At 42.4% G+C, this 24,245-nt stretch carries 21 protein-coding genes; 14 read left to right on the top strand and 7 right to left on the bottom strand.

Annotation, left to right across the window (positions count from 1 at the left end):
• Nucleotides 1-62: 62 nt before the first annotated feature.
• Nucleotides 63-1,070, top strand: a complete 1,008-nt coding sequence (fbp, locus tag G4D82_RS01805) for a class 1 fructose-bisphosphatase (protein WP_166334273.1) — start codon at nucleotides 63-65, stop codon at nucleotides 1,068-1,070.
• Between the two features lie 66 nt (nucleotides 1,071-1,136).
• On the opposite strand, the gene G4D82_RS01800 is transcribed toward fbp, so the two are convergent.
• Nucleotides 1,137-1,568 carry a tellurite resistance TerB family protein gene (locus tag G4D82_RS01800; protein WP_166333828.1) on the bottom strand — a complete coding sequence of 144 codons (432 nt, stop codon included), beginning with the start codon at nucleotides 1,566-1,568 and terminating at the stop codon, nucleotides 1,137-1,139.
• Between the two features lie 169 nt (nucleotides 1,569-1,737).
• On the opposite strand from G4D82_RS01800, the gene G4D82_RS01795 reads away from it, so the two are divergent.
• The 3 genes from G4D82_RS01795 to G4D82_RS01785 are packed head-to-tail and all read left to right on the top strand — an operon-like array spanning nucleotide 1,738 to nucleotide 4,335.
• Nucleotides 1,738-2,328, top strand: coding sequence for a HupE/UreJ family protein (locus G4D82_RS01795; protein WP_166333826.1), 591 nt, complete (start codon nucleotides 1,738-1,740; stop codon nucleotides 2,326-2,328).
• Nucleotides 2,328-2,756, top strand: coding sequence for a deoxycytidylate deaminase (locus G4D82_RS01790; RefSeq protein WP_166333824.1), 429 nt, complete (start codon nucleotides 2,328-2,330; stop codon nucleotides 2,754-2,756). Before G4D82_RS01795 ends, G4D82_RS01790 begins: the two co-directional genes overlap by 1 nt.
• A gap of 1 nt (nucleotide 2,757) precedes the next feature.
• Nucleotides 2,758-4,335 (top strand): S41 family peptidase, encoded by a 1,578-nt coding sequence (locus G4D82_RS01785; RefSeq protein WP_166333822.1) that lies wholly within the window; start codon nucleotides 2,758-2,760, stop codon nucleotides 4,333-4,335.
• On the opposite strand, the gene G4D82_RS01780 is transcribed toward G4D82_RS01785, so the two are convergent.
• From G4D82_RS01780 to G4D82_RS01770, 3 genes are read right to left on the bottom strand one after another with little or no spacing between them, the layout of a single operon-like run.
• Nucleotides 4,332-4,946 (bottom strand): FAD-dependent oxidoreductase, encoded by a 615-nt coding sequence (locus G4D82_RS01780; protein ID WP_166333820.1) that lies wholly within the window; start codon nucleotides 4,944-4,946, stop codon nucleotides 4,332-4,334. The two genes, G4D82_RS01785 and G4D82_RS01780, sit on opposite strands and share 4 nt — an antisense overlap.
• Complete coding sequence (locus tag G4D82_RS01775; RefSeq protein ID WP_166333818.1) at nucleotides 4,947-5,147, bottom strand: hypothetical protein; 201 nt, start codon at nucleotides 5,145-5,147, stop codon at nucleotides 4,947-4,949. It abuts the gene before it with no gap.
• A 36-nt stretch (nucleotides 5,148-5,183) separates the two neighbouring features.
• Nucleotides 5,184-5,759, bottom strand: coding sequence for a MarC family protein (locus tag G4D82_RS01770; RefSeq protein WP_166333816.1), 576 nt, complete (start codon nucleotides 5,757-5,759; stop codon nucleotides 5,184-5,186).
• A 148-nt stretch (nucleotides 5,760-5,907) separates the two neighbouring features.
• On the opposite strand from G4D82_RS01770, the gene G4D82_RS01765 reads away from it, so the two are divergent.
• From G4D82_RS01765 to G4D82_RS01740, 6 genes are all read left to right on the top strand, one after another.
• Nucleotides 5,908-7,512, top strand: a complete 1,605-nt coding sequence (locus G4D82_RS01765; RefSeq protein WP_166333814.1) for a T9SS type A sorting domain-containing protein — start codon at nucleotides 5,908-5,910, stop codon at nucleotides 7,510-7,512.
• Between the two features lie 65 nt (nucleotides 7,513-7,577).
• Nucleotides 7,578-8,165, top strand: a complete 588-nt coding sequence (locus G4D82_RS01760) for a DUF3109 family protein (RefSeq protein ID WP_166333812.1) — start codon at nucleotides 7,578-7,580, stop codon at nucleotides 8,163-8,165.
• Nucleotides 8,166-8,436: 271 nt separating this feature from the next.
• Nucleotides 8,437-9,414, top strand: a complete 978-nt coding sequence (locus G4D82_RS01755; RefSeq protein WP_166333810.1) for a ribonucleotide-diphosphate reductase subunit beta — start codon at nucleotides 8,437-8,439, stop codon at nucleotides 9,412-9,414.
• Nucleotides 9,415-9,737: 323 nt separating this feature from the next.
• Complete coding sequence (locus tag G4D82_RS01750) at nucleotides 9,738-12,152, top strand: ribonucleoside-diphosphate reductase subunit alpha (protein WP_166333807.1); 2,415 nt, start codon at nucleotides 9,738-9,740, stop codon at nucleotides 12,150-12,152.
• A gap of 249 nt (nucleotides 12,153-12,401) precedes the next feature.
• A complete protein-coding gene (locus G4D82_RS01745) occupies nucleotides 12,402-13,745 on the top strand; it encodes a deoxyguanosinetriphosphate triphosphohydrolase (RefSeq protein ID WP_166333798.1) in 1,344 nt (447 codons plus the stop codon).
• A 77-nt stretch (nucleotides 13,746-13,822) separates the two neighbouring features.
• Entirely contained in the window at nucleotides 13,823-16,549 is a 2,727-nt protein-coding gene (locus G4D82_RS01740; RefSeq protein WP_166333795.1) for a T9SS-dependent M36 family metallopeptidase, read from the top strand.
• 54 nt (nucleotides 16,550-16,603) lie between these two features.
• Here the strand turns inward: G4D82_RS01740 and G4D82_RS01735 are convergent, their stop codons facing one another.
• Nucleotides 16,604-18,373 carry a 1-deoxy-D-xylulose-5-phosphate synthase gene (locus tag G4D82_RS01735; RefSeq protein WP_166333793.1) on the bottom strand — a complete coding sequence of 590 codons (1,770 nt, stop codon included), beginning with the start codon at nucleotides 18,371-18,373 and terminating at the stop codon, nucleotides 16,604-16,606.
• Between the two features lie 38 nt (nucleotides 18,374-18,411).
• Here G4D82_RS01735 and G4D82_RS01730 point away from each other — a divergent pair, with 38 nt between their 5' ends.
• A complete protein-coding gene (locus G4D82_RS01730) occupies nucleotides 18,412-18,855 on the top strand; it encodes a nucleoside deaminase (protein WP_166333791.1) in 444 nt (147 codons plus the stop codon).
• Nucleotides 18,856-19,102: 247 nt separating this feature from the next.
• On the opposite strand, the gene G4D82_RS01725 is transcribed toward G4D82_RS01730, so the two are convergent.
• Both G4D82_RS01725 and G4D82_RS01720 read right to left on the bottom strand, forming a co-directional pair.
• Nucleotides 19,103-20,644, bottom strand: a complete 1,542-nt coding sequence (locus G4D82_RS01725; protein ID WP_166333789.1) for an Rne/Rng family ribonuclease — start codon at nucleotides 20,642-20,644, stop codon at nucleotides 19,103-19,105.
• Between the two features lie 347 nt (nucleotides 20,645-20,991).
• Complete coding sequence (locus G4D82_RS01720) at nucleotides 20,992-21,282, bottom strand: HU family DNA-binding protein (RefSeq protein ID WP_166333787.1); 291 nt, start codon at nucleotides 21,280-21,282, stop codon at nucleotides 20,992-20,994.
• Nucleotides 21,283-21,412: 130 nt separating this feature from the next.
• On the opposite strand from G4D82_RS01720, the gene mutY reads away from it, so the two are divergent.
• From mutY to G4D82_RS01705, 3 genes are read left to right on the top strand one after another with little or no spacing between them, the layout of a single operon-like run.
• On the top strand, nucleotides 21,413-22,453 hold the full coding sequence (mutY, locus tag G4D82_RS01715; RefSeq protein WP_166333785.1) for an A/G-specific adenine glycosylase: 1,041 nt from the start codon (nucleotides 21,413-21,415) through the stop codon (nucleotides 22,451-22,453).
• Nucleotides 22,454-22,502: 49 nt separating this feature from the next.
• Nucleotides 22,503-22,922, top strand: coding sequence for a single-stranded DNA-binding protein (locus tag G4D82_RS01710; RefSeq protein ID WP_166333783.1), 420 nt, complete (start codon nucleotides 22,503-22,505; stop codon nucleotides 22,920-22,922).
• Nucleotides 22,923-22,946: 24 nt separating this feature from the next.
• Entirely contained in the window at nucleotides 22,947-24,242 is a 1,296-nt protein-coding gene (locus G4D82_RS01705) for a gliding motility-associated protein GldE (RefSeq protein ID WP_166333781.1), read from the top strand.
• Nucleotides 24,243-24,245 lie beyond the last annotated feature (3 nt).

Here is a 24,245-nt window from a genome sequence, read left to right as displayed (position 1 = left end):
TTTTGAAATCGATTATTCGAATTTCCCGCTATATTTGCACCACTAACTACAACGATTTCGCCATGGAAGAACGCAACAAAACACTAGGGGAATTTATCATAGAGAACCAGAATGCTTTTCAGTATTCCTCAGGTGAACTTTCCCGCATCATCAACTCCATCCGATTGGCTGCTAAGGTGGTCAATTACAAAGTCAACAAAGCCGGTTTGGTCGACATCATCGGCGCAGCAGGAGAACAAAATATCCAAGGCGAAGACCAGCAGAAACTCGATGTCTATGCCAATGAAATCTTCATCCAAACCTTAATCAACCGCGAAATTGTTTGTGGTATCGCTTCCGAGGAGAACGACGACTTTATCACGGTGAGCGGTTCCGATAAAAGCCACAATAACAAATACGTCGTTTTGATGGATCCGCTCGATGGCTCTTCTAATATCGACGTAAATGTTCCTGTAGGTACAATTTTCTCTGTGTATCGCCGCATCACACCAGTAGGAACACCGGTTACTTTAGAAGATTTCCTGCAACCAGGAGTCAATCAAGTCGCTGCCGGTTACGTGATTTACGGAACTTCAACCATGCTCGTGTACACCACAGGTCACGGCGTAAACGGATTTACTTTGAATCCGGCTATCGGTACTTTTTATCTATCGCATCCGAACATGCAATTTTCTAAAGACGGCACTATTTACTCCATTAATGAAGGCAATTACGTACATTTCCCACAAGGCGTAAAAAATTATATCAAATATTGCCAGCTCGAAGAAGGTGATCGCCCTTACACTTCCAGATACATCGGCAGCTTGGTGTCAGACATTCACCGCAACATGATCAAAGGCGGAATCTACATTTACCCGACGAGCTCCAAAGCACCCAAAGGGAAATTGCGTCTGCTTTACGAATGCAACCCAATGGCATTCATTGCCGAACAAGCCGGCGGAAAAGCCTCAGATGGTTTCGGTCGCATCATGGAGATCCAACCGACCGAGTTGCACCAACGCGTGCCATTTTTCTGCGGCAGCCTGAACATGGTTGAGAAAGCCGAGGAGTTCATGCGAACTGCTCAATAACTTCGGTTCAAGCATAAAAAAATCCTGCTCGGTTTGGGCAGGATTTTTATTTGGTATCAAAAGCTTTTATTTGTTCATGTTTTGCATTTCGTAAACAAAGGTGTCAGAGTCTACTCTTTTGTCGACCAAAGAAAGTGCTTTGTCTACGATGTAATTCACATTGCTTGGCGTAAACCCAAGTGCAATTCCGAATTTGCGCAATAGTTTGTCTTGCTTGTCGCCCAATTGGTGATCAACATGCACCATGCGTGCTAAATCGTACAAACGCTCCAGACGTTGGGTGTAGAGGTAAGGCGGATTGATAGGATATTTTAGTGGGTTTTCAATAATTTCTTCGTATTCCGAAGCTGAAATTTCCAAGCGGTTGGCCAACTTGTTTAAGAATTCTTTTTCTTGTTCAGAAACGTTTCCATCGGCCAAAGCAACACGCGCTATAGCAGAAAAGTGCCCTTTGTTGCGGGATTTGAATTCGCTATCGAATAAATCGGAGATTGACATATTAAGAGGTTTAATTTGCTGCAAATATAAATTTATTTTTTCGTATTCAAGTCAGGTTTTCGGCTCGATTTAATTTATTTTTCGGACTTGGTTTTTATGATTTCGGAAGGATTTACCTATTGAAATTAGTTGTAAGTTTACACGCCTTGAATCATAAACAACAACGCAAATGTCAGACTTTTGGATTTATCTCGAAATCGGTTTTCGGCACGTACTGAACCTCAACTGTTATGACCATTTGTTGTTTTTAGTTGCCTTGGCTGTTCCACATACCTTCAAAGATTGGAAAAAGCTGCTGGTATTGGTCACCGTTTTCTCAACAGGTCATACTTTGGCGCTCGTCGCATCGGTTTTTGAAATCATGATGATTAAACCGCAACTGGTAGAATTGCTTATTCCAATTACTATTTTTATCACGGCAGTTTCGAACTTTTTTATAGCCGGAAAAACCGCCAAAAGCGACTCAAACAATGTGGTGGTTTTAATTACCTTGTTTTTTGGCATCATTCACGGCTTGGGTTTTTCGAATTATTTTAAAACCCTATTGCCCGGCAGCGCTTCAGACAAAATAGTACCTTTGCTCGAATTTGCGCTAGGCATTGAGTTGTCACAAGCCCTTATTGTATTGGGAGTATTGACGCTGCTTTACACGGCGCAAACATTTTTCAGGTTCAATAAGCGCGATTGTACTATCGTCACCTCTGCTTTTATAATCGGTGTGGTAGTGCCGATGATTATACAAAATGAAATTTGGAATTGATGGAATCTATCAAACTTAACAAATATGATAAGGCGTATCTGAGAATCGCCAACGAATGGAGCCAATTGTCTTATTGCAAGCGCAAGAAAGTAGGTGCTATTATCGTTCGAGACCGAATGATTATTTCCGACGGGTACAACGGCACGCCCACCGGATTCGAGAATTGCTGTGAAGACGAGCAAGGACTCACCAATTGGTATGTTTTGCACGCCGAGGCCAATGCTATTTTGAAGGTCGCGCGTTCTACTCAAAGCTGCGAAGGCGCTACTTTATATATTACGCTTTCCCCGTGTAAGGAATGCAGCAAACTCATTCACCAATCCGGGATAAAAAGAGTCGTTTACCAATTAGGTTACCGCGATACGACTGGTGTTGATTTTTTGAGAAAAGCTGGTGTCATGGTCGAACAAATTGAAGATTTGGATTAAAATGAAAAAGGGTTCTGTTTACTTGCCGTTGCTGCTTTTTTTGATGCTGGCCGTTGGGGTACTGCTGGGCGGCATGCTCAATTTTCCGGTAGACCGGCCCAGTTTTTCGCAAAATCATTCTAGAAATAAGCTCAACAAACTTATCGATTTTATTGACAACGAATATGTCGATCAGGTCAATACTGACTCTATTGTCGATTTGACCGTTACCAATATCTTGGCGCAACTCGATCCGCATTCGATGTACTTGCCGCCGAGTATCCAAAGCGATGAGGCCGAAAGCATGAAAGGTAATTTCGTAGGTATCGGGGTGAATTTCTATATGTATAAAGATACAGTTGCCGTAGTAAAGCCACTTGAGAACGGGCCATCCGCAAAAGCAGGAATCGAGCCTGGTGACCGGATTTTGTACGCAGGTAAAACCCAACTTTACGGACGAAAATTGCCTTCGGATACGTTGTTTTCTAAACTCAAAGGCGAAGAAGGTTCTGTAGTGGAGTTGACCGTGTACCGCAAAAGCCAGCACAAGAAATTTAAAGTGAAAGTGGCGCGGGAAGTGGTTCCGATTAAAAGTGTTGATGCTGCTTTGATGCTCAATGCCAATACAGGTTATATCAAAATCAATCGTTTTGCAGAAACCACTTATGACGAATTCAAAAAAGGATTGCTCGATTTGAAGAAAAAAGGAGCAATGTCACTAATAGTCGATGTGCGCGAAAACGGTGGTGGTTATGTAGAAATGGCGACCAAAATTGCCGATGAGTTTTTAAAGCAAAAGCAACTCATCGTTTATATGAAGAACAAAAAAGGACAAGTCGAGAAAACCTACGCTACTGCAAAAGGTGAATTTGAAACCGGAAAAGTAGCCATATTAATTGATGAAAGCTCGGCGTCTGCCAGTGAAATCTTAGCCGGAGCGATTCAAGACAATGATCGCGGAACCATAATCGGCCGTCGTTCTTTCGGCAAAGGTTTGGTACAACGCGAGATGAACTTCGACGATGGCTCTGCAGTTAGATTAACAATTGCCAGGTATTTCACTCCGACGGGAAGGTCAATTCAGAAACCCTACGTCAAAGGCGATGAAGCGGCTTACGAAAATGAATTTTCCAAACGGTTCGAAAATGGCGAGTTGTATAAAAAAGACAGCATCAAAATCGCAGATACTTTAAAATTCAAAACCCCGAAAGGGAAAATTGTATACGGTGGCGGCGGTATTGTGCCTGATGTTTTTGTTCCCATGGAGGGCAAGTCCGGTGAAGCGGCGATTGTTTATGTCATGGAACAGTCGGGCATTGTCAATCATTTTGTTTTTGAACAACTCGACAAATACCGCGAAACGTTCAAAGGAATGTCGTATCCAGAATTTCTTACCAAGATGAAGTCGACCGATTTGTATTTCGATCATTTGCAACAATACCTTACTTCCAGCGGCGTGAAGTTAAATCTTTCGAGTAATAAAATGTTGGTAAAAAGATATCTGACGGCTGAGTTTGCCTCGCAATTATACGGCGAGCAAAAGTTCTACGAAATTGTCCTTAAAGAAGATCCGATGGTGCAGGCCGCACTAAAATCTTAAACTTTCTTGATGCTGTCGTGGCTTTGCGAATCGATGCCGTCGTTCCATAAAGTCAGAATATCGGTGGCTACGGCGGCTCCGCTTCCGGCTGCAATTGAGAGCTGACTGCGCCAACCGGCGAGTGTTCCGGCGGCGTAAATTCCGTCGGCTACTTTGTGGTCATCATTGCGAAGGAAAATGCGTTGTTTTTCTTTCACCGCTTTCGGATGCGGCGCAACGAAGTCCATCAATCCTTGAATATCAAAAGTGTTAGAATAGCCAATAGCCACTACAATGGTTTTTGCAACGTAAGTGTTTTTATTGGTAACCACATTAAATTCAGGAAAATCCCCTTCAATCCGTATTACTTTTTCATTTTCGATTTGACGAACGTGCGGGTATAAGTCGGACAATTGCTCTAGGCTATGGGTCAATAAATCAGCGCCGAGCGTTCCGGGTGTTATTCCGTAGGCGTTATTAAATAAGGCTTCCTGTAAAGATGAAGTTTTTTGGTGGGCAATCAGGCCGATTTTTTTATCGGTAACAAATGGCTTTTTATGGGCAGAACCCAAGACGAGTGCACAAGAAACGCCTGCCACGCCGCCTCCGATAATTAAGACGTCGAATGTCATTTATTGGTCTTTGGTTTTTTCGACAATCATCTTCGACATCCGAAAAATTAGCAAAATGCAAACCGCGCAAATCGAAGCGACAATCCCAATTAGAGCAACGACGCTATTGCCTTCGAACAGATGGTCAAAATCCAGCAAAGTAATATTGAAGACAATTAAGGCTATGGCGATTACCACCAATATCGTAGTAAAAATTTTCATGTGGTTGAAATTTGGGTGAAAAATAATACAAATCAATTAAACAAACAAGCCTTTGACATTTGAGGCAAAAAGCTTAACAGCAATGGCCAAAAGCACCACGCCAAAGGTTTTCCGAATCACGCCCAGACCGGTTTGGCCGAGCATTTTTTCGATTTTGGCCGACGATTTCAAAACGCCATATACTAAGACAATATTCAACAAAATAGCCACTAAAATATTTTCAGTGTAAAACTGCGAACGCAAAGAAAGCAAAGTGGTCATCGTGCCCGCGCCGGCAATCAAAGGGAAAGCCAACGGAACTATAGAGGCAGAGCTCGCTTCGGTGTCGCGGTAAATCCGGATGCCCAGAATCATTTCCAAGGCAATGAAAAACAAAACGAATGAACCCGCCACAGCAAAGGAATGCACATCAATCCCAATTAATTTCAATAAACCTTCGCCAACAAAAAGGAATGTAATCATGATTACTGCCGCCGCTAAAGTCGCTTTTTCAGATTCGATGTGGCCGTGTTTGTTGCGCAAGTCGACGACAATCGGAATAGTTCCGACGATATCAATAACTGCAAAAAGCACCATGCTGACTGTGGCAATTTCTCTTAAATCGAAATTCATATAGGTTGTTTTTCTTGGCAAAAGTATTCAATCTACAGCGGGCAAATGCCAAAACGAGGTTAATTTTGAAAGGATTAACTTTTCTTCCGGATGTAGTACATGCAGTTAATTTTATATATATTTATGATTTAAAACCATCCGCAGGCTTATGAAAAAAATATTACTCGTTCCTTTTCTTTTCTTTAGCGCTTTGTCTTTTTGCCAGATCGGACATGAACATACTTTTTACGATGGTGTAGTTTCAAGGGTTGTATTGGAAAATTCAGGTGAAAAATATTATCTGTATGACAAGGCCAATAGTGCGATTGTTTTTTATAACGCAGATTATTCACTTTGGAAAACCGTTCCAATATCTACATTGCCCAATCCTTACGACGTTGCTGTAACGCATGTTTCTCAAACGAAAATTAACCCTGACGACGCTATTGAGATTTCTTACACCTCTTATGCTTCGTCTCCTTTGTCTCCGCAAAGTAAGATTGTTGACGAATCGGGTGCGGTGCTTAAAAGCGTTGATAACTGTAGTTACCTGCATGTGGATGAAACCGGTGGGCTTCAGGTGAAGGTGCTAGCCGCATCTGCGTCGGGCCTGACGGTTTACTCGGCTCCGGATTTTTTCCCGGAACATTATTTTCAAGCGAATTATTATGATATCCAAAGGTTGCGGCTTGAGGTTTCGGGTGAAAAATACTGCGTTTTTGACCGTGGTAGTGGAATCGTAAACCTTTACAACGCAGATTATTCTTTTTGGAAAAGTATTCCGCTCATAAAGCCTCAAGGCTACAGTTTCTCGAGGCTTTATTTTCTGTCTGAAAAGCAAATCAATGATGATAATCTGATTGAATTAGGCTATGGCTATTATTTGCCATTGGTAACTCAACCGCCGCTACCGGCCAGTATAATCAATGAAAACGGAACGATACTTAAGACCTTTGCCGATGTCAGAGACATGTGGGTCAATGCGGTGAACGGAATGTCGACCAAATTATTTGCAGATGTTTCTCAGGATGATGTGATAGTGAGTTATCGCACAGAGGTATATTCAGTTTCGGATTTTAACTTAGAGCATAGCTACTCAGGCACATTGAAAAGAATAAATCTTGACAATTCCGGTGAAAAATACTATATCGATAATTACAACTATGCAGCCGACCAGATTGAAGTTTATAACAGCGATCACACCTTGTGGAAAACCATTCCGGTTGCTGTGTCCAGTCTCGATGAAACCATTACCAACGTTTCGGTTTCAGAAAATATAATAGATCAGGACAACCAACTTGAGGTGGCTTACACGATTAATTCCAACACGCTTGATGGAGGTCATTATCATACCAATTTGGTAAAAGAAGACGGAACTGTTTTGCTATCGCTGAATGAAGCAACAGCAGGTTATCTGAGTACATTTCCCGGGCTTCCTTACAAGTTCATCACAAGTGTAAAATCTGGGCCTTTCGACAATACGCAATATTTTTCATCGGTTTATGGCGCAGAAGGTAGTTTTGCTGTACTTGGATTCGATCAGCCAATGATAACTCTTGCTCCAAATCCTGCGCAAAACAGCATTAGTTTATCTTCGCAAACCGCCATTGTCAAAGCAGGCCTTTTCGATATTCGATGTGCTCTGATCAGCCAGTGGGTTGCGACGGACATTAAAACAATGAATGTGGAGCATGTTTCCTCTGGCCTGTATTTCATCCATTTGGAAAACAGCAATGGGCTTAGATCGGTTCACAAAATCCTCATTTCTCGTTAAAATTAATTAGCTGTTAATTTACTTGTTTTGCTTTGGCATTATGAAAGTTGAAGTATCTTTGCCGCATGTTTCAACTCGGAAAAACCATCGTCTCTGAAGACATTTTAGAAAAAGAGTTTGTGTGCAATCTTTCGGCCTGCCACGGCGCTTGTTGTATTGATGGCGATGCCGGAGCTCCTTTAAGTAAAGAAGAAACGCAAATTTTAGAAGATATCTACCCCAAAATAAAACCTTTTTTACGCCCAGAAGGGATTGCCGCAATTGAAGCGCAAGGCACTTGGAGAATCGGCACAGACAAGGATTTTGAAACGCCACTAATCGACGAGAAAGACTGTGCTTATGTCATCTTCGACGGAAAAACAGCCCTATGCGGAATCGAGCAAGCCTATAATCAAGGTGTTGTGAATTGGAAAAAGCCGGTGTCTTGTCATTTGTATCCCATTCGAGTTAAGGATTTTACTGAGTTTGCTGCGGTAAATTATGACCGTTGGGAGATTTGCGATGACGCTTGTTCTCTTGGTAAAGAACTACAAGTTCCCGTCTATAAATTTGTCAAGGAAGCACTCATTCGGCGCTTTGGGGAAGACTGGTATGCAGAGCTTGAAAAAGTAGCCGAAGAACTCAAAAAAAATCCCTCGAACCGTAGGCGCTAATGCTGCCTTAATAGCAAAATTATGCCTGCACAACAATACTTCTGAATGCGCCAAAAACAGGCGCTTTTTTATTTATTTTATTTTTAAATAACTGTTTTTCAGGAGTTTAAAAAGCGAGTGAAAAAACGTGTTAAAATGAGTTTTTGTTAAAAACTAGAACCGATTGTGGATAAGTTTGACTTTCATTATCCGAGACAAAACGCCATCTTTGTAGCAGTCAAAAAGCAGCGTTTTTTTGATGTTAAATTCTCACAAAAATCACACAAACACCATGTCAGTTATAGAACCCATTCTTCAAGAAAACAAGAACCGTTTTGTGATATTCCCGATCAAACACCACGACATTTGGGAATGGTATAAAAAAATGGAAGCCAGTTTCTGGACTGCTGAAGAAATTGACCTTCACCAAGACTTATCTGATTGGAACAACAAGCTCAACGCCGACGAAAAGTATTTTATCAAACACATACTTGCCTTTTTTGCCGCATCTGATGGTATCGTCAACGAGAATCTCGCGGAGAATTTTGTGAACGAGGTGCAATACGCCGAAGCTAAATTTTTCTACGGGTTTCAGATCATGATGGAGAATATCCACAGCGAAACCTACTCGCTGTTGATTGATACCTACGTGAAAGACGAAGCCGAAAAGAACGAGTTGTTTCATGCGATTGAAGTGTTTCCGGCCATCAAGAAAAAAGCAGATTGGGCTTTGCGTTGGATTGAGTCGGATTCTTTTGCTGAAAGATTGATTGCTTTTGCTGCTGTAGAAGGTATTTTCTTTTCGGGCGCATTTTGTTCGATTTTCTGGCTCAAGAAAAGAGGATTGATGCCGGGCTTGACTTTCTCTAACGAACTGATTTCTAGGGACGAAGGTGTGCATTGCGATTTTGCTGTGCATTTGCACAATCACCATTTGGTCAACAAAGTGCCAAAAGCTAGAATCAAGGAAATCATCGTAGATGCGCTCAACATCGAGCGCGAATTCATTACCGAATCTTTGCCGGTGAGCTTGATAGGAATGAATGCGACACTGATGACGCAATACCTCGAGTTTGTTGCAGATCGTTTGTTGGTTGAATTGGGTTGTACTAGAGAATACAACGCTTCGAACCCGTTTGATTTTATGGACATGATTTCGCTTCAGGGCAAAACCAATTTCTTCGAAAAACGCGTGGCCGAATATCAGAAAGCCGGAGTGATGAATACCGATTCTGACGCCCAAAAGATTTCATTTGACGCTGATTTTTAGAAAAAATGTTCTCTCGCACCCGAGCGGAGCGAACTGACGAAGTAAAGACGCAGAGCCTCAAAGTTCAATAGTCTTTAAAGTTTTTTATTGGCGCCTTTGCGTCTTTGCAAGATATAACAAAATCGACATTTTTACTTACACGCCAATCCAAAATCTACACGCCTAAACTCCGGATTGCCTAGCCCCGATGGCAGCGGCATCCTTTTGGTTTTTTCTTTAAAAAGCAAAAGATACAGCGAACAGCGGGAACAGCTTCCAAAAAAAATCAATTACAAATACCCGGGCCAGTGAAGGGATTTGCTGCTCCACTAAAACCTAACTCTATGTATGTAGTAAAAAGAGACGGCCACAAAGAGCCGGTCATGTTCGACAAAATCACGGACAGAATCAAGAAATTATGTTATGGTCTCAACGATTTGGTTGATGCCGTAAAAGTAGCCATGCGCGTTATTGAGGGATTGTACGACGGCGTGACCACTTCTGAATTAGACAACCTCGCTGCCGAAACCGCTGCGTCGATGACCATTGCACACCCAGATTATGCCCAGTTGGCCGCGCGCATCGCGATTTCGAATTTGCATAAAAATACCACCAAGTCGTTCTCAGAAACGATGAACGAAATGTACCATTACGTGAACCCGAGAACCGGGAAACAATCGCCGTTGCTTTCAGATGAAGTGCACAGGGTGATTCAAGCCAATGCTGAATTTCTGGATTCCCACGTGATTTATAACCGCGATTTCAATTACGATTATTTCGGTTTTAAAACTTTAGAGCGTTCTTACCTTTTGAAGATCAATGGTAAAATCGTAGAGCGCCCGCAGCACATGTTGATGAGGGTTTCTGTTGGAATCCACTTAGATGATTTGGATGCGGTAATCGAAACTTACGACTTGATGTCGAAGAAATTCTTCACGCACGCTACGCCGACACTTTTCAACGCAGGAACACCGAAGCCGCAAATGTCTTCATGTTTCTTGCTTTCAATGAAAGACGACAGTATCGACGGTATCTACGACACACTTAAAAACACGGCAAAAATCTCGCAATCGGCCGGAGGAATTGGACTTTCTATCCACAATGTGAGAGCAACAGGTTCATACATCCGCGGCACGAACGGAACTTCGAACGGAATTGTCCCGATGTTGCGTGTATTCAACGACACGGCCCGTTACGTAGACCAAGGCGGCGGCAAGAGAAAGGGAAGTTTCGCGATTTACCTCGAGCCTTGGCACGCCGATGTGTTCGATTTTCTCGATTTGAAAAAGAACACCGGAAAAGAGGAAATGCGTGCGCGTGATTTGTTCTTCGCGATGTGGACCTGCGACTTGTTCATGAAGCGCGTACAGGAAGATTCCACCTGGACCTTGATGTGCCCGAATGAATGCCCGGGGTTGTACGATGTTTACGGAGAAGAATTCGATAAACTTTACACCGGATACGAAGCCGCTGGCAAAGGAAGAAAAACGATCAAAGCGCGCGAATTGTGGGAGAAAATTCTCGAGTCACAAATTGAGACCGGAACGCCTTACATGCTTTACAAAGATGCGGCGAACAGAAAATCAAACCAGAAAAATTTAGGAACGATCCGCTCGTCGAACCTGTGCACCGAAATCATGGAGTATACTTCTGATGACGAAATTGCAGTTTGTAACTTGGCTTCGATCTCGCTTCCAATGTTTGTTGAGAATGGCGCATTCAACCACGAGTTGCTGTTCAACGTGACCAAGCGCGTGACCAGAAACCTCAATAAAGTCATAGACCGAAATTACTATCCGGTTAAAGAAGCCGAAAACTCGAATATGCGCCACCGTCCGGTAGGATTGGGCGTTCAAGGTTTGGCCGATGCGTTCATTTTGTTGCGCATGCCGTTCACTAGCGATGAAGCCAAAAAACTTAACCAGGATATTTTCGAAACCTTATACTTTGCTGCCGTCACCGCTTCGATGGAAATGGCCAAAGAAGAAGGACCTTACTCATCATTCAAGGGTTCGCCGATCTCGCAAGGAGAATTCCAGCACAACCTTTGGGGCCTCAAAGACGAAGAGCTTTCCGGTCGTTGGGATTGGGCTTCGCTCAGAAAAGAAGTCATGGCGCACGGCGTTAGAAACTCGCTTCTGGTAGCACCGATGCCGACTGCGTCCACTTCACAAATTTTAGGAAACAACGAAGCATTCGAGCCTTACACTTCAAACATTTACACCAGAAGGGTTTTATCCGGCGAGTTCATCGTCGTGAACAAACACTTGCTCGAAGATTTGGTGCAGCGCGGTTTGTGGAACGAGGAAATCAAGCAGGAAATCATGCGCCACAACGGTTCGGTGCAGAACATCGACGGCATTCCGGCAGACCTTAAAGAACTATACAAAACCGTTTGGGAAATGTCTATGAAAGACATCATCGACATGTCGCGCCACAGAGGTTATTTCATCGACCAGTCGCAATCGCTGAATTTGTTCATGCAAGACGCGAACTATGCCAAACTGACCTCGATGCACTTCTACGCTTGGCAGTCGGGCCTTAAAACAGGAATGTATTACCTAAGAACCAAGTCAGCGGTAGACGCCATCAAGTTTACACTGAACAACGATAAAAAAGCCGAACCAATTTCAGAAGCCGTCGCCGTTGAGGTAGCCGAGCCGAACGAAACCGGAGAAATGTCGGCAGAAGATTTTGCAGCTATGATCGAACGCGCCCGAAACGCAGGGCCGGACGACTGCGAAATGTGTGGATCGTAATTACTGGGACGATTACTATCCTGATTAAACAGCTATCTTTGGGTAGCTGTTTTATTTTTTTCAGGAGCCGAGAACCTGCTCTTCGCTGTATCTTTTACTTCGTTAAGGCTACGTAAAAGGATGTCGCTGCGATCAGGGCTAGGGATTGGGGACTGTAAGACTTTAAGACTTTAGGACTGTACGATTTTGAGATACATCTTTGTCCTGTAATCTTACTGTCTTAAAATCTAATAATCTAAAAATTCATCAATGAACTGGGAACAACTTTTATCACTCAAACGACAAGGCGACACTAGCAAACGTTTGCGCAAAGAGCAAGACGATACGCGCCTGGGCTTCGAAGTCGATTATGACCGCATTATCTTTTCCTCGGCGTTCCGAAGCCTGCAAGACAAAACACAAGTGATTCCGCTTTCCAAAACCGATTTCGTGCACACGCGGCTTACGCATAGTCTGGAAGTTTCGGTCGTCGGGCGTTCGCTTGGCAGGTTGGTTGGCAAGAAAATCATCGAGAAGTATCCGTACCTGAGCGAAGTGCATGGTTTCCATATGAACGACTTCGGGGCGATTGTGGCTGCGGCTTCACTCGCGCACGATATCGGGAATCCGCCGTTCGGGCATTCTGGTGAAAAAGCCATCGGCGAATATTTTTCGATCGGTAAAGGCTTGCGGTTCAAAGACCAGCTCACCGAAAAGCAATGGCAAGACTTGATCGATTTTGAAGGCAACGCCAACGGGTTTTCAGTGCTTACCGGCAGCCGTCCGGGCATTGAAGGCGGACTCAGGATTTCGTACGCTACCTTAGGCGCGTTCATCAAATATCCAAAAGAAAGCCTTCCGAAAAAACCAACTAAAAATATTTCTGATAAGAAGTACGGTTTCTTCCAAGCCGATAAAGAATTCTTTGCAGAAGTTGCTTCAGAACTCGGGCTGATTCCAAATAAAACTGGTAATGACATTGGTTTTGAAAGGCATCCGCTGGCGTATCTGGTAGAAGCTGCCGACGATATCTGCTACACGATTATCGATTTTGAAGACGGCATCAACTTAGGTTTGGTTTCGGAGGATTACGCGCTCGAGTACCTAATTAAACTTGTCAAAGACACCATCGATACAGCGAAATACAAAACGCTCACTACGCGAGAAGACCGCATCAGTTATTTGCGTGCACTGGCTATCGGGAATTTGATTAATGACGCGGTTCGGGTTTTCATCGAAAATGAAGAAGCGATTTTGCAAGGAAAATTTCCGTATGCGCTCACCGACAAAAGCAAGTACAAAGTACAGATGGACGATATTATTTCCCTCAGTGTGAAGAACATTTACCAGAGCCGTGAGGTCATCGACAAAGAACTGAAAGGCTATCAGATTATCAATACTTTACTCGATAAGTTTATCACTGCTTACAATAACCAATTCGAGGGCAGAGCAACCAATTATGACAAATTATTACTGAAGACTTTGCCTGAAAAGCACCATTTTGAGAAAGAAAGTCTATACGACCGTTTGCTACATATTTGCCACTTTATTTCGCTGCTTACCGATGGTAATGCCTTGCTATATTATCAGAACATTATCGGTTTTAAACAGTAGACTGTTAATGTTTTAGTTTTAATTTTGAAATATTAAAAAAATTGGATTAAGTTTGTTTTCCAAAACACAAAAAAATTATGAAAAAAATTACACTATTAACCGCTGTATTGTGTTCTTTCATAGGTTTTTCACAAGCCAATAAGAAGACGATACAAAATTATTTAGAAACCCATCGTGCACAATGGGGATTGAGTACTCAAGACATTTCGGATTTGAGCATTATCAACGAGTTTCAAGGAAAAGGAACGCAAATAACTAGTTGCTATGTAGTTCAAAGATACAATGGCATTGATGTTTTTAACGGACAGTCGACCATCGCCATTAAGAATGGAGAGGTAATTAAAGTAGGGAGTAACTTCCAGCCTAACATGGCGCAGAAGGTGAATGCTACTTCTCCGTCTTTGTCAGTGATTGAGGCCTTAAATAAGGCGTATACTGCATTAGGATATTCTTTGCCTAATTTCTCAATTTTAGAATCTCCAGATGGTAAGAAATTTACCATTTCCGACGGAACGCACGAGGATCCTATTGTTGCTAAATTGGCCTATTTGCCTACTTCTGATTCTAAATTGAAATTGGCATGGGGTTATCAGTTCTACGCTCCAGACGGTAAATACTACTGGGATATTAAAATTGATGCATTGAATGGGAATGTTCTAGAGCAAAAAGATCTCACAATCAGCTGTGCTTTTGGTAAAAAGCATGAAAGTCATGACTATTGTGGAGAAAAGGAAGGCACAAAATCAAAGTTTGATTTTTCAGACGTATTGTTTGGAGGTAAAAGTACTAGTCTTTCAGCTCTGGAAAACCCCGGGACCTATCGTGTAATTCCTTACAACTATGTAAGCCCAAACCATAGTCCTTTTGAGTTAGTAAATCCTTACGCGAATTTGACCGCTTCTCCAAGAGGGTGGCATAATGCAAATACCTTAACAGGAACAACTGCTGGATTAATATTCACTTATACAAGAGGGAACAACATTTGGGCACAAGAAGATGCCAATGGAGACAACGGAACCGGTTTACGTCCTGATGGAGGCGCTTCATTGATTTTTGACTTTCCATATGTGAACGGTGTTTCGCAAACCCAACAACCGACCGCATACACTTCGGCATCTACTACCAACTTGTTTTACATGACCAACATCATGCATGACGTTTGGTATAACTATGGTTTCGATGAAGCTAACGGGAATTATCAGCAACAAAACTATGGTAGAGGAGGAGCAGTTACTACAACAGGAGATGTCGTTCAGGCAGATTCTCAGGATGGTTATTCACAAACTACTCCAACCAACAACAACGCTAACTTTACCCCAACTAACGATGGAGTAAGACCAAGAATCCAAATGTTCATGTGGACCGAGGGAGCGCCTCCAACAAACTTTATTCAAATCAATTCGCCTTCTAGCATTGCTGGCCCAATGAGTGCTACGACTAATGTATTTGAAGGAACTGATAGAATTCCGGTGCCGGTTGCACCTAATGGTATTACAGCAGATTTGGTGCACTACACCAATGACCCAAATCCGAATACCAATCCAATCAGTATTCACAATGCCTGTATCCCGGCGTCTAATGTGTTTGATTTAAGTGGTAAGATTGCCTTAATTAGAAGAGGAAATTGTAATTTCTCAAATAAAGTGAAAAATGCTCAAGACGCAGGCGCTTTGGCGGCAGTAGTTTATGATACTGTAGTCAATAATCCAGTTCGTCTTCAAATGAGTTCTACAGGTTTGTTAGGCATCACTATTCCTGCGATTTTTATTTCAAAAGAAAAAGCGGATTTGCTTTTGGCCGAGATGGCAACCGGAACCGTTAATATTAAAATTGAAGTGCCTTCAGACTTATATTTGTATGCTGATGGTAGTTTCGATAACGGAATTATTTCCCACGAATATGGTCATGGAATTTCTAACCGTTTAGTAGGTGGAGGTTTGTCAGGTTGTATGGGCAACTACGAGCAAATGGGAGAAGGTTGGTCTGACTGGTTTTCGTTGATGATGCAAATCAAAGCTGGCGACTCAGGGGCAGATCCAAAACCAATAGGAACGTATGCCATTAATCAACCGAATGATGGTGGTGGTTTAAGAGGAACTTTACCTTATGGTGCTGATTATCCTTATTCTACTGATATGTCTATTAATCCATTGACGTTTGCAAACTCTAATATTCCGATTCCGACAGATCCAGCAGATACCTATTACAGGTATAATGTAGGCGATGTATGGGCATCGGTACTTTGGGATTTGACTTGGGCGTATATCGGGCAATATGGTTTTGATCCAGATATTTACAATGGAACAGGAGGAAACAACAAGGTAATGCAATTAGTATTGGATGCCTTGAAATTAGAAACTTGTGGTCAGACTAGTATCATTACTGGAAGAAACAACTTGTTTGCAGCAGATCAAGCGATTACAGGCGGAGCCAATTACAACTTAATAGCTGAGGTTTTCCGCAGAAGAGGAATGGGATTGAACGCATCTTCTGGTAGTGCCAATGATTGTAACGACCAGGTAGAAGATTTTACTTCGCTGGCTACAGTAGGCTTTGACCAACCTGCGGCCGTGAGAGTATTTCCAAATCCAACTTCAGGAACAGTCAATGTTCATGTGAATCAGTATGCGGGAAAAGTGAGCATTCAGATTGTTGATCTCAACGGGCGTTCCGTTTACAACCAGACTGATGACAAGTTCAACAATGAAAAATCGATCAACATTAGTTCTTTACAGAAAGGTGTTTACATCATGAAGGTAACAGGCGATCGTTTGAATTACACAGAAAAAATCATCAAAAATTAGAAATTCGCTTCTAATTGATTAAGAAAAATCCAAATCGAAAGGTTTGGATTTTTTTTACGCTTGCTTGAAAATAGCAACCAAACTTTCAGTGTCAATTCCACAGATTTTTTGCAATTCCGGAACCGATCCGTGTTCAATAAAGATATCGGGAATGCCTAAAGTTTGGATGGTGGCGGTGTAGCGATGCTGTTGTGCAAATTCGTTAATGGCGCTTCCGAAACCGCCTTTAATAACGCCATCTTCAACGGTAATGATTTGCAGGAAGCTTTTGAATATTTCGTGCAGCAAAGGTTCGTCTAAGGGTTTTACAAAGCCAAAATCATAGTGGGCTATGTGTTGCGCATTGGCCATTACAGACAATGCTTCGATTACATTATTACCAATGGTGCCGCAACTTAAAACTGCTATTTTCGTTCCTGGCTTTAGACAATAACTTTTTCCTATTTCAATTTTTTCAAACGGTTTTTGCCAATCAGTATGGATGCCACGGCCTCGTGGATAACGGATAGCGATAGGATGTTCTAGTCCCAATTGTGCGGTGTAAAGTATGTTCCGCAGCGCGATTTCGTCTTTCGGAGCATAGACAATCATGTTCGGGATACAGCGTAAATAGGCAATGTCAAAAACGCCGTGGTGTGTGGCTCCGTCTTCGCCCACCAATCCTGCGCGGTCCAGGCAGAAAATAACAGGCAAATTCTGTAGCGCAACGTCGTGGATTACTTGGTCGTAGGCTCTTTGCAAAAAGGTAGAGTAAATGTTGCAAAAAACTACCATGCCTTGTGTGGCCATTCCTGCCGATAAAGTCACCGCGTGTTGTTCGGCAATCCCAACATCGAGCGCCCGTTCTGGAAAAGCATCCATCATGTATTTTAAAGAACAACCCGTGGGCATAGCCGGGGTGATGCCTACAATTTTTGGATTCTTTTGCGCCAATTCGACCAACGTTAAACCGAAAACATCCTGGTATTTCGGAGGCAAGTTCTCTTCGGATTTTAGAAGGATTTCGCCGGTAGCTTTGTCAAACTTTCCCGGGGCGTGGTATTTCACTTGGTTTTCTTCGGCCTGTTGTAGTCCTTTGCCTTTGGTGGTCAGCAAATGAAGGAATTTCGGTCCTTTGACTTTTTTCAAACGCTTAAGTTCTTTTATAATGCTGAAGATATCATGTCCGTCAATAGGGCCTGAGTAATCAAAATTCAGTGATTTGATCATGTTGTTCTGCCGAGGGTTTTTGCCTTCCTTAACGGCCGTAAAATAATTCTTCAAAGCGCCGACACTTGGATCAATGCCAATCGCATTGTCATTCAGGATAACAAGCAAATTAGCGTCAGTGACGCCAGCGTGGTTCAAGCCTTCGAAAGCCATTCCTGAAGCAATCGAAGCGTCGCCTACTAAGGCAATATGGTGTTTGTCAAAATCGCCTTTTAATTGAGAGGCCAAAGCCATACCCAAGGCTGCTGAAATCGCTGTTGAGGAATGTCCGACGCCGAAGGTATCATATACGCTTTCACTTCTTTTAGGAAAACCTGAAATCCCGCCAAGTTGACGGTTGGTATCGAATTTTTCTCGGCGGTCGGTCAGTATTTTGTGTCCGTAGGCTTGGTGCCCGACATCCCAAACTAACAAATCTTCCGGCGTATTGAAAACGTAATGCAGGGCAATGGTGAGTTCGACTACGCCCAAACTTGCTCCAAGATGCCCTTCTTTTACAGAAACGATATCGATGATAAAATCGCGCAGTTCTTGAGCCAGTTCGGGAAGTTGTTCTTCGGTCAAACGGCGCAAATCTGCAGGGTTTTGAATCTGTGGAAGCAATTTTACAGGCATGAAGCAAAGGTAAGAAATTGAATCCCTATTTTTGTGGCATGGAAAACATTTTCAACGACGCTTACTTCATGAAAAAGGCCTTGCAGGAAGCCGAAACCGCTTTCGAGAAAGGGGAGATTCCAGTAGGCGCTGTTATCGTGATTGACAATAAAGTGATTGCTCGTTCGCATAATCTAACCGAAATGCTCAATGACGTCACGGCGCATGCGGAAATGCAATCGATCACGGCTGCAGCGAATTTTCTAGGTGGAAAGTATCTTAAGGATTGCACTTTGTATGTGACTTTGGAGCCATGCCAGATGTGTGCCGGTGCTTTGTATTGGAGCCAGATTTCTAAAATTGTGTATGGCGCTTCGGATGCGCAACGCGGTTTTACGGTGATGGGCACGCAATTGCATCCGAAAACTGTAGTGGTTTCTGGTGTGATGGCCGATCAGGCGGCGGATTTGATGTTGCGGTTTTTCGCGCAAAGAAGGAAGTGAATGGATGAACACGAATTAGCACGAATTATTTGATTGTGGATTAACCTGAGTTCTTTGTTTCCGATATATTTTTTTGGGCCCAAATGCCCTAGCCCGGATAGCAGTGGAAATCCTTTTTTGTTTGCGAAAAGTTCGTTGGCAACCGGAAGATGATAAACAAAAAAGATTGTAACGGATAGCCGGATCAGCTTCTAAAAAAAAAAGACATAAAAAAACCGCCAATCGTTGTGAAAGGCGGTTTTTATTTTTAATCCCGAATGCGATTTCCTTCTTTGTCGTAGAAATGGTATTCGAGGAACGTGTAAGCATCACGCGGTATGATTTTCACCCATTTCTTGTGCTCGAGAAACCACTTCTGGCGCAAGGATGGAAAACCTTTACTGAGGTAGGCAGCCACAAACGGATGTACATTGAGTACGACACTTTTGTGGATTTTGAGTATTCTTTCTAGGTCGAAATTGATCTTGTCGATGATTTGGATTGGCGCTTCGATTTCGCCGTTTCCGCTCGGATCTTCTTCCCTGGTTTTAATGTTGACTTCCGGGCGCACCCTTTGTCTGGTAATTTGCACGAGCCCAAATTTGCTCGGTGGCAAGATTTTATGCTTGGCTTTATCGTCGCTCATTTCGTCTCGCAATCGGTCAAAAAGCACTTTGCGGTTGTCGGGATTTTGCATATCGATGAAATCAATCACGATGATGCCGCCCATGTCGCGAAGGCGTAATTGTCTGGCGATTTCGGCCGCTGCAATCATATTGACTTCAAGCGCGGTGTCTTCCTGATTGGTCGCTTTGTTGGAGCGGTTGCCCGAATTGACATCGATAACGTGCAATGCTTCGGTATGCTCAATAATCAGATAAGCGCCTTTGGCCATCGATACGGTTTTGCCGAACGAGGTTTTGATCTGTCTTTCGATATTGTATTTCTCGAAAATCGGCGTGTCGCGCGATTGGTAGAACTTGACAATTGATTGTTTGGACGGTGCGATTTCCTGCACATAGTCCTTGGTTTCTTGATACAACTCCTCATCATCGATGTAAATACCACTGAAGGTATCGTTGAATACATCCCGCAAGATAGAGGAAGCCCGATTGAGCTCTCCGAGTACCTTGGACGGATGATGGGCAGTTGGTATTTTTTTACACATTGCATTCCACCGGCTGAGCAGGTTCTGCAAATCTTTTTCTATTTCGGCTGTTTTTTTGCCTTCGGCCACTGTACGCACAATGATGCCGAATCCTTTTGGTCTGATGGTTTGTACGAGTTTCTTAAGTCGGTCTTTTTCGCTCTTTTCTGCGATTTTCTGCGATACAGAAACGCGGTCTGAGAACGGAACCAGTACGATAAAACGTCCGGCCAAGGAAAGCTCTGAGCTGATTCTTGGGCCTTTGGTCGATATCGGTTCCTTAACTACTTGTACTAAAACGGATTGATTGACACTAAGCACGTCGGCTATGGCGCCATTCTTATCAATCTCTTTTTCAAACTGAAAGTTCTTTAGGGAGAAATCTTTTATTTTACCTGTGCTTACAAGTTTTATGAATTTCAGTTGGGAAGCAAGATTGGGCCCAAGGTCGTGGTAATGCAAAAACGCATCTTTCTCGAAGCCTACGTTAACAAACGCGGCATTTAGCCCAGCAACCGGCTTTCTGATTTTAGCAATAAATATATCGCCTACCTGAAAGTTGCTGGCTTCTTGTTCTTTGTGTAATTCAATGAGTTTTCCATCTTTTAATAAGGCAAAATCTACAGCGTCAGAACTAGATCGGATGATTAATTCTTTATTCATCTGTAAGTTTTTATCCGTACGGGAAGCTGTAAGCCGTATGCCGTAAGCTGTAAGCTCAATTGAATGGCCTAATGCTTATTGCTTATTGCTTGTTGCTTGAAGTAAGGATGGATTAAACAATATTTTAAACAGGTATTTGTTTACCCGGTGAATTTAGCAGCACTGTTAGGCAGTGGCCAAATTCGATTTCAATGAACGTTAAAAAGAAAAAAGTAGTGGTGAGACTACTTTTTCTTCTTGTGACGGTTAGCTCTTGCACGTTTTTTTCTCTTGTGCGTCGCTACCTTATGTCTTTTTCTTTTTTTACCACTTGGCATAGAGTCGGTGATTTTGATTAATAAATATTTTTATTTTGCTTCGTTATTCGTTTTTACTCCTTCAACAAATACTTTCGCAGGTTTGAATGCCGGAATGTTGTGAGCAGGGATTTTGATAGTCGTGTTTTTAGAGATATTTCTTCCAGTTTTCTCAGCTCTAGTCTTGATGATGAAGCTACCAAAACCTCTCAAATAAACATTATCTCCTGTTTCTAGTGAAGTTTTTACTTCTTCCATAAAAGATTCTACAGTGGCTTGAACGTCTCCTTTTTCAAGACCTAACTTTTCTGAAATTTTCGCTACGATATCTGCTTTCGTCATTTTCTTTCTTGTTTAATAATTTTTGATTTTTTTGAGGTTGCAAATATAGGAATTTAAAAAACAAATAATCAACCTAAATGATTAAAATTTAATTACATAATCTTATAGTTTTGTGAACCAAAAATTAAACATGGATTTTGCCACTTCAATAATCCGTTGGTATGAGCAAAACAAGCGCGATTTGCCCTGGCGCTATACCAGAAATCCGTACTTGATTTGGCTTTCGGAAATCATGCTGCAACAAACCCGCGTAGCGCAAGGGTTACCTTACTATAAAGCATTTACAGAAGCTTTTCCAACCGTATTTGATTTGGCTCAAGCTCACGAGGAACAAGTTTTGAAACTCTGGCAAGGCTTGGGTTATTATTCACGAGCGAGGAATTTGCACCAAACGGCCAAGGAAGTCGCTTTTCAGTTTGATGGTAGATTTCCTTCTACCTATAAAGAGCTTATTCAATTAAAAGGAATCGGCGAATATACTGCTGCAGCCATCGCTTCATTTTCCTTTGACGAACCAGTTCCGGTGGTCGATGGAAATGTCTTTAGAGTGCTTTCCCGTTATTTTGGTATTGAAACCGATATATCGTCTGCCGGAGCAAAAAAAGAGTTTGCCGCCTTAGCAAAAGAACTAATGTCCAAACACCAAGCAGCGATTTTTAATCAATCGATTATGGAATTTGGCGCTTTGCAGTGTGTGCCGAAAAGTCCCGATTGTAGCATTTGTCCCTTAAGTTCGAGTTGTTTTGCGATTCAGAAAAATAAAGTAAACCTGCTGCCGGTAAAATCCAAAAAGACAAAGATTATTCATCGCTACTTTAATTATGTGGTTTTCTTAGATCAGCAGCACCATACTATGGTTAACAAACGTGTCGAGAAAGGAATCTGGCATAATTTGTACGAATTTCCGCTAATTGAAACTGAAACTGAAATAGGTCTAGATGATTTTGTTGAATTGCTGCGTGCTAATAACTGGGTTGAAAACCCAATCATCTCTGTCGCTGAAGCTCATACGAAAAGCATCATCCACAAGCTGACACACCGTCACTTACATATTAAATTCATCAAGGTCAAAGTCGAAGGCAAACTTCCCGAGGCTACAGATTATGGTTCTTTGCTTGAGCTTCCTTTTCCAATAGTGATATTTAATTTTATAAAAAACGATTGGATGTAGTTTTTAAAATTTTACTACATTTGGATAAATTACAATATCCCAAAATAAAATGAGCGGTACCTTAAACAAAGTCATGTTAATCGGCCACCTAGGCGAAGATGTCAAAATGCATTATTTCGACGGCGGAAACTGCATCGGTCGATTCCCACTGGCCACGAACGAAACCTACATCAACAAATCCACCAACGAGAAAATTACCTCTACCGAATGGCACAATTTGGTAGTACGTAACAAGGCCGCCGAAATCTGCGAAAAATATCTTTCCAAAGGTGATAAAATCTACGTCGAAGGCCGAATCAAATCGCGCCAATGGCAAACCGAAGACGGCGTAACCAAATACACTACCGAAATCCAAGTCACCGAATTCACTTTTCTAAACGTGAAAAAGGAAATCGAATCTAGCCGCAATGCTGCCCCGAGTTACGACGCCAACCAAACCCCAATGCCAGAGAACGATATGCCGTTCTAAATTGTATAACCAATCGCCCAAAATTTGGACCCGGAACCCAGTTTCAGTTTAATTTCTACCATCGATTCCAATCTGCTTTTTGGTCTTATGGGGATATTTGTGCTGCTGTTGTGTTCTGCAATGGTTTCTGCCGCGGAAGTTGCTTTTTTTTCGCTCACACCCAATGATTTGAATCAGTGCGCGGCCCATCATCCGGAGAAAGCCCGACTCATTCAAACCCTGCTCGAGAAACCTAAAAAATTGCTCGCTACTTTGTTGGTAGCCAATAATTTTATCAACATCTGCGTAGTAATTCTGTTTTCGGTTGTAGGCAAAGATTGGTTCGAAGCGATCGATTCGCCGCTGCTTAAATTCATTATCGAGGTTATTCTGGTAACTTTTCTGATTTTATTGTTCGGAGAAGTGATTCCGAAAGTATATGCCAACCGCAACAACGTCAAGTTTGCGAGGTTTTTTGCTTATCCGTTGTCGGTGCTCGATGCTTTGCTTTCGCCAATTAGTTTGCCCATGCGTGCCATTTCGGTCTATCTACACCAGAAGCTCGGCAAACAGAAAAGCAATTTTTCGGTCGATCAGCTCTCACAGGCCTTAGAACTAACTTCGCCAGAAGATACTTCACATCAGGAACAGAAAATCTTGGAAGGCATTGTGTCGTTTGGGAATACCGATACCAAGCAAGTCATGAGCCCAAGAATTGATATTTTTTCAATAGCAATCGATGAGTCTTTTGCCGAGATTTTGCCTAAGATTTCCGAGAAAGGCTATTCCAGGATTCCGGTTTATCGAGACAATATCGATCAAGTGGAAGGCGTATTGTTTGTAAAAGATTTAATTCCGCACATCCATAAAAAAGAGTTCGACTGGAAAACCCTAATGCGCGAGCCGTTCTTCGTTCCTGAAAATAAAAAACTAGACAATTTGCTCAAGGATTTCCAAAGTATGAAAAGCCATCTGGCAATTGTGGTAGATGAATATGGCGGCACTTCCGGACTGGTTTCCCTTGAAGATGTGATTGAAGAAATTGTGGGTGATATCAGCGACGAGTTTGATGACGAGAACATCAATTATTCGCAGATTGACGATAAGAATTTCCTTTTCGAAGGCAAAATCAACCTCAAGGATTTTTACCGAATTATGGGCGCTGAAGAAGCTGTTTTCGAGGAAAGGAAAGGCGAAGCGGAAACCTTGGCGGGTTTTCTTCTAGAAGTTTTGGGTAATTTCCCTCGAAAGGCGCAGAAAATTTATTTCGACCATTACCGTTTTACCGTTGAAGCCGTCGATAAGAAACGCATCAAACAAATAAAAGTCACTATTGAATAAGCC

Source organism: Flavobacterium lotistagni (assembly GCF_011392125.1).
In the GTDB taxonomy this organism is placed as follows: Bacteria; Bacteroidota; Bacteroidia; order Flavobacteriales; family Flavobacteriaceae; genus Flavobacterium; species Flavobacterium lotistagni.
Note: the sequence above shows the minus strand (reverse complement) of the source record. Positions and strands in the feature narration are given on the sequence as shown.

Coding starts and splice junctions, on each gene's coding strand:
- G4D82_RS01790 (WP_166333824.1), top strand. CDS start 2,328: ATGGAATCTATCAAACTTAACAAATATGATAAGGCGTATCTGAGAATC.
- G4D82_RS01780 (WP_166333820.1), bottom strand. CDS start 4,946: ATGACATTCGACGTCTTAATTATCGGAGGCGGCGTGGCAGGCGTTTCT.
- G4D82_RS01770 (WP_166333816.1), bottom strand. CDS start 5,759: ATGAATTTCGATTTAAGAGAAATTGCCACAGTCAGCATGGTGCTTTTT.
- G4D82_RS01735 (WP_166333793.1), bottom strand. CDS start 18,373: ATGCCTGTAAAATTGCTTCCACAGATTCAAAACCCTGCAGATTTGCGC.
- G4D82_RS01730 (WP_166333791.1), top strand. CDS start 18,412: ATGGAAAACATTTTCAACGACGCTTACTTCATGAAAAAGGCCTTGCAG.
- G4D82_RS01720 (WP_166333787.1), bottom strand. CDS start 21,282: ATGACGAAAGCAGATATCGTAGCGAAAATTTCAGAAAAGTTAGGTCTT.
- G4D82_RS01755 (WP_166333810.1), top strand. CDS start 8,437: ATGTCAGTTATAGAACCCATTCTTCAAGAAAACAAGAACCGTTTTGTG.
- G4D82_RS01765 (WP_166333814.1), top strand. CDS start 5,908: ATGAAAAAAATATTACTCGTTCCTTTTCTTTTCTTTAGCGCTTTGTCT.
- fbp (WP_166334273.1), top strand. CDS start 63: ATGGAAGAACGCAACAAAACACTAGGGGAATTTATCATAGAGAACCAG.
- G4D82_RS01710 (WP_166333783.1), top strand. CDS start 22,503: ATGAGCGGTACCTTAAACAAAGTCATGTTAATCGGCCACCTAGGCGAA.
- G4D82_RS01775 (WP_166333818.1), bottom strand. CDS start 5,147: ATGAAAATTTTTACTACGATATTGGTGGTAATCGCCATAGCCTTAATT.
- G4D82_RS01760 (WP_166333812.1), top strand. CDS start 7,578: ATGTTTCAACTCGGAAAAACCATCGTCTCTGAAGACATTTTAGAAAAA.
- G4D82_RS01785 (WP_166333822.1), top strand. CDS start 2,758: ATGAAAAAGGGTTCTGTTTACTTGCCGTTGCTGCTTTTTTTGATGCTG.
- G4D82_RS01725 (WP_166333789.1), bottom strand. CDS start 20,644: ATGAATAAAGAATTAATCATCCGATCTAGTTCTGACGCTGTAGATTTT.
- G4D82_RS01750 (WP_166333807.1), top strand. CDS start 9,738: ATGTATGTAGTAAAAAGAGACGGCCACAAAGAGCCGGTCATGTTCGAC.
- mutY (WP_166333785.1), top strand. CDS start 21,413: ATGGATTTTGCCACTTCAATAATCCGTTGGTATGAGCAAAACAAGCGC.
- G4D82_RS01745 (WP_166333798.1), top strand. CDS start 12,402: ATGAACTGGGAACAACTTTTATCACTCAAACGACAAGGCGACACTAGC.
- G4D82_RS01740 (WP_166333795.1), top strand. CDS start 13,823: ATGAAAAAAATTACACTATTAACCGCTGTATTGTGTTCTTTCATAGGT.
- G4D82_RS01800 (WP_166333828.1), bottom strand. CDS start 1,568: ATGTCAATCTCCGATTTATTCGATAGCGAATTCAAATCCCGCAACAAA.
- G4D82_RS01795 (WP_166333826.1), top strand. CDS start 1,738: ATGTCAGACTTTTGGATTTATCTCGAAATCGGTTTTCGGCACGTACTG.